A 4,968-nucleotide genomic window follows, 5' to 3' on the forward strand; every position below is an offset into this window, starting at 1 on the left:
CCGCCGCCTTCGCCGGCAAGCCGGCTCCTACAGGATTCGGTTTTGTAGGCGCTGGCTTGCCAGCGAAGACGTCATCACAGGCAACGTCGATGTTGGCTGACACGCCGCCTTCGCGAGCAAGCCCGCTCCTACATTGATTCGGTTCTCACGGTGGGTATCGGGTTGTCAGATGGCTGGTTTGTTTACCGCAGCAGCGGAAAGATCAGCATCCTTGGCCAGCGGCTTGGAAAACTTCCACGCATCCCCCGCTGGCGCCGTGCCTTTGTCATAGGGCTTGCCCAGCAGCATGTAGACCAGACCTGCGCCCATCACGACCAACGTGGTGAGGATCATCGAATAGTTGATGTACCAGGCCGCATCCGGCGAGCGCGGCCAGACCATGTTGACGATGGCGCACACGCCATAGATCAGCGCCGCGAGGTTCACCCACAGGCCCCAGGCGCCGAGGGTGAATTGGCCGTTGGGGCGCCAGCCCTTGGCGCGGGCGATCAGCGCGGCGATCACGATCAACTGGAACGCCACGTAGATGCCGATCGCCGCAAAACCGACGATCGTGGCCACGGCATCTGCCATGAACATCCCAAGGCAGACAATCGCCGCCGGTACCAGGCCGCTGACCAGCAGCGCGAACGACGGCACCTGGTTGGCCGACAGGCGCTTGAACAGTGAACTGCCGACGATCATCTCGTCCCGGGCATAGGCGAACAACAGGCGGCTGGCCGCCGCTTGCAAGCTCAACACGCAGGAGATGAACGACACCATGACCACCGCCATGACCAGGCGCGAGCCGACCGGGCCGAAGGCATTGGCCAGGATCGTGGCGACCGGGTCGGTGTCTTCACCGGCGAGCACCTTGGCCATGTCCGGCACCGAGAGAATCAACGCCAGGCACGCGAACATCGCTGCCGCGCCGCCGATGTAGATGGTCATGCGCATGGCCTTGGGAATGCGCTTGCCCGGGTTCGGGGTTTCTTCCGCGACATCGCCGCAGGCCTCGAACCCGTAGTATTGGAACAGACCCGCCAGGGAGGCCGCGAGGAAGGCCGGCAGGTAAGAGCCATTGACCTCAAGGTTGAAGGTGTCGAACAGCACGCTGATCGGTTGATGACGCTCGAAGATCAGCAGGTAGCCACCGACCAGGATCGCCCCGACCAGCTCGCAGAGAAAGCCGAACATTGCCACCCGTGCCAGCAGCTTGGTGCCCACCAGATTCAGCGCGGTGGACAGCAGGATGATCGCCAGGGCGATGATGATGTTGGCGTCCGGGCCGGGATTGAAGCCCAGCATGATCGCCAGGTACGGCCCGGCACCTACTGCGACCCCGGCGATAGTTGCGCACAACGCCCAGGCATAGACCCAGCCGACCATCCACGCCCAGCGCTTGCCCACGAGGCGACGGGCCCAGGGATAGACACCGCCGGAAATCGGGAACTGTGACACCACTTCGCCAAAAATCAGGCAAACCAGCAGTTGCCCGGCGCCGATCAGCAGGTAGGACCAGAACATCGGCGGGCCGCCGGCGGCCAGGCACAGGCCGAACAGGGTATAGACCCCGACGACCGGCGACAGGTAGGTAAAGCCCAGGGAAAAGTTCTCCCACAGGCTCATGCTGCGATTGAAATCCGAACTGTAGCCGAGGGCGCGAAGTTGTTCGGCGTCCTGATCGGCGCTGCTTGCACGCGTGTTGGATAAGCCACTCATGTTATTTCCTCATTATCAATGGCAGTGGATTGCGGGTGCTCAAACCTGTGGGAGCCAGCCTGCTGGCGATGGGGCCCCCAAGCCACCATCGCCAGCAAGCCGGTTCCTGCAGGGGGGACGTCAGGCTTTGGTTCCGTCGTCGTACTGCGACAGCCACTCGACCGCCGCATCGCGATAGCGGCTGAAGCCTTTGTAATCGACCAGTTGCTGATTCAGGTCGCGCAGTACCCGGTGCATGCGCCGCGCCCAGGCCGGGTTGGTGGCGATGTCTTCGAGGCTGAGCAGGTAGGTGCGGATCGGAAAGACAATGGCGTTACTGCGCGGCAGGCGGTGCAGCGGTTGCAGCTCAATGCGCAGGTACACCAGTTTGCCGGCGTTTTCTGCCGTCACGATGGTCCGGTCGGGCGCCCATTCGGGCAGGCTTTCGGCCGAGACCTCAAGGCGCGGGTTGACGGTCAGCGACCAGTTCAGGCGTCGCACCGGGTGGCCGGTGCGCAGGCGCAGGAGGAACTTCAGGGCGCGGTCGAGCATGCCGATTTCCTTCACCAGCGGCACCGGACCATGGAATTCTTCCCAGCTCATGCCGAGGTTGAAACGCAGCGAGTAGTCGGCGCGCTGGGTGGCGATCCCTGCTCCCCAATACAGCGTACCGTCGCGTTCTTCCTGCAAGACCCAGTCGCCCTGGGCCTGGCGGGTCACGTATTCCATCGGCTCATAAGGCAGGGTCGCCGGGTCGCCGAAGGTGAAGTGATCGTCGATGTCCAGCAGGCGGTTGATCCAGTGCCACTGGCGGCCTTCACGGGACAGGGTGAAGTACTGCGGGTAGTCGCGGGCGTAGGACTCCATGATCAGTTCCAGCAGGTCCCACTGGGCTTCCATCATGTGCGGCGCCGAGACGTAGTGCATGCCCGGGTCCTTCTCCAGAGTGATCGCTCGGTCCCGGCATTCGCTGATGTAGTGCTCGTCGATATCGAACGCGGCGCGGAAGGCGCCATCGCCGACGGGGACATGGGGCTCGAGGTTCATCGAGTACATGTAGTCGTCATCGGGGAACGGGAAGGGTGCGCGGGCGATGGTCTGCGGGCTGTTGGCGAAGGTGTAGTCGTCGCGGTAGGTTTCGTCGGCGTTGAACTTGATATTCATTGTTTTGGTTTCCGTCGATCAGAGGTCGATGACCAGGCGATTGCATTTGGCACGGGATACGCAGGGCATGATTTTCTTGCGGCTGGCCTTGTCTTCGTCCGACAGCCAGTCATCGCTGTGCAGCAGTTCGCCGTCGAGTTCCAGGACCTCGGTTTCGCAATGGCCACAGGCACCCCCACGACACAGGTAAGGCATGCTGTAGCCCGCGGCCTCGACCGCTTCGAGCATGGTCTGGTCAGGCGAAACTTCGATGGTTGCGCGACTGCGCCCGAGGGTGAAGCTGAAGGCTTCGCCGCCGCTGCTTTGCTCGAGGAATCGCTCGTAATGCACGTGACTGTCGGTCCAGCCCAGGTCGCGGGCACAGGCCAGGGTGGCGTCGATCATGCTGTCCGGGCCGCAGGCATACACGTGACTGCCCAGCGGGCGATTGGCGAGGATCCGGCCGATGTCCATGCGCGCCTCGATGCCTTTGCGATACAAGTGGACCTGCGCGCCGTAGATGGCCTGCAACTCTTTGCCGAGCTGTGCGTGTTCATCGCCGCGAACCGCGTAATGCAGTTCGAAGGGCACCTTGCTCAGGCGCAATTCCTCCAGCTGGGAGATCACCGGGGTGATACCGACGCCACCGGCAATGAACAGGTGCAGGCGGGCCTGCTTGATCAGCGCAAACAGATTGACCGGTGGCGTGACCTCGATCATGTCGCCTTCACGGACACTGTCGTGCAAGGCGATCGAACCACCGCGACCGCTTTCCACCCGGCGCACGGCGATCTGATAGCTGCTGGTGTCATAGGGTGAACTCAGCAGCGAGTAGGGGTTGCGCAGCGTGTTGTACGGGTTGGCGATGAGCACCACCACGTGGCTGCCACCGGAGAACGCCGGCAGGTGCGCGCCGGTCGGCGATACCAGGGTGAAGCGCTTGATTTCCGGGGTCACCGCTTCGATGCGGGCCACCCGCAGGTTCAAGGTCCCGTTGTTCTGGCTCATGTGTCGAGTTCCTCGGCTGGGGGCAGTTCGCCCGGTACTTCGGCATCGGCCTTGACCGCCTGGAAGGCCGCCAGGCGCCGGGAATAGTGGTCGCGCACCACCAGCGTCAGGTTGCAACCGGGGCAGTCGTAGATGCGTTGGGTCACGTTCTCGGTGTAGGTGTCGCAGTGCACGCACCAGACCCGTCGCACCAGCGTGCCGGAGTGCTCGCGAAGCACTTCGTCGCGATTGAGGTCGAAACGGGTGGCCACCTGCATGGCGCTGCCGAGGAAGCTTTCGGAACCGGCGAGGTAGAGGCGCGTGCCCATCGTGGCGTCGCCGAGCAGGTCATTGAGGTCGTCGATCAATGCCTGGTTGCTGGCGTACACCCGCAGTGGGTGACCTGGGTGCTGCTGCAATTGGGCGAGGTAGTCCTGGCCGGAAAATGACTCCTGGGCGTACAGCAAGGTCACGGGGCGATCCAGCCCTTCCATCTCGTCCAGCAAACGCAACATGGCGCGCCCGCCACTGCCTTGCCCGGCAATGATGTGCCGGATACCTCCCGGCAGAGGTTGCAACCGGTCGTAGACCGGCCGACTTTTGATCCCGGTGATCAACATTTCTTGTTATTCCTCCTGACTATCGGAGCCCGACGATGGTGGGTTGCAGATAGCAGGAGCACAGGGCGTGCCAATTGTTTAAGTTACTGTTTTTATTGATTTAAATGTTTATAGATGGAAAAAGTGTAAGCAGAAATAACAATGATGTAGGCGTTTTTGCAGCGTTTTTTGGAGGGCTCAGGGGGAAACCTGTAGGAGCTGGCTTGCCAGCGAAGGCGGCCTTATAGCCGACCCATCTCCTGCAGATGTACTGCGATCAAACTGTGGGAGCTGGCCTGCCAGCGAAGGCGGCCTCACAACCGACCCATCTCCTGCAGATGTATTGCGATCAAACTGTGGGAGCTGGCTTGCCAGCGAAGGCGGCCTTATAGCCGACCTAGTATTTGTTGATGGAGTACATATCCATTCCTGCGGTAACGGCCGCCTATGGTTTCGCCCTTACGGCGAGTCCCTTTTGTCAAACGCCCGGAGTGCCGGCCCAGCCAAAAGGAACCAAAAGGTCTTGCCCCACCATTCGGTGCCTCGCTAAGGCTCGGCA

General features: G+C 62.0%; 4 protein-coding genes. All 4 read right to left on the minus strand.

Translation table 11 applies throughout. The features are described 5' to 3' along the window. Positions 1-165 precede the first annotated feature (165 nt). Positions 166-1,701 (minus strand): APC family permease, encoded by a 1,536-nt coding sequence (locus tag NQL71_RS29585; RefSeq protein ID WP_046817203.1) that lies wholly within the window; start codon positions 1,699-1,701, stop codon positions 166-168. A 120-nt stretch (positions 1,702-1,821) separates the two neighbouring features. After that, positions 1,822-2,844 carry a heme-dependent oxidative N-demethylase family protein gene (locus NQL71_RS29590; RefSeq protein WP_274643784.1) on the minus strand — a complete coding sequence of 341 codons (1,023 nt, stop codon included), beginning with the start codon at positions 2,842-2,844 and terminating at the stop codon, positions 1,822-1,824. A gap of 18 nt (positions 2,845-2,862) precedes the next feature. Beyond that, the gene (locus NQL71_RS29595) at positions 2,863-3,831 is read right to left on the minus strand and encodes a PDR/VanB family oxidoreductase (RefSeq protein WP_274643785.1); all 969 of its coding nucleotides are present in this window, start codon (positions 3,829-3,831) and stop codon (positions 2,863-2,865) included. After that, on the minus strand, positions 3,828-4,430 hold the full coding sequence (locus tag NQL71_RS29600) for a dimethylamine monooxygenase subunit DmmA family protein (protein ID WP_077182522.1): 603 nt from the start codon (positions 4,428-4,430) through the stop codon (positions 3,828-3,830). The genes NQL71_RS29595 and NQL71_RS29600 overlap by 4 nt, the downstream gene beginning before the upstream one ends. Positions 4,431-4,968 lie beyond the last annotated feature (538 nt).

It is taken from the genome of Pseudomonas serbica, from assembly GCF_028823535.1.
Taxonomy (GTDB): Bacteria; Pseudomonadota; Gammaproteobacteria; order Pseudomonadales; family Pseudomonadaceae; genus Aquipseudomonas; species Aquipseudomonas serbica.

What these genes read in the sequence shown, in the direction of transcription:
- NQL71_RS29595 (WP_274643785.1), bottom strand. Translation starts at nt 3,831, where the DNA reads ATGAGCCAGAACAACGGGACCTTGAACCTGCGGGTGGCCCGCATCGAA.
- NQL71_RS29590 (WP_274643784.1), bottom strand. Translation starts at nt 2,844, where the DNA reads ATGAATATCAAGTTCAACGCCGACGAAACCTACCGCGACGACTACACC.
- NQL71_RS29600 (WP_077182522.1), bottom strand. Translation starts at nt 4,430, where the DNA reads ATGTTGATCACCGGGATCAAAAGTCGGCCGGTCTACGACCGGTTGCAA.
- NQL71_RS29585 (WP_046817203.1), bottom strand. Translation starts at nt 1,701, where the DNA reads ATGAGTGGCTTATCCAACACGCGTGCAAGCAGCGCCGATCAGGACGCC.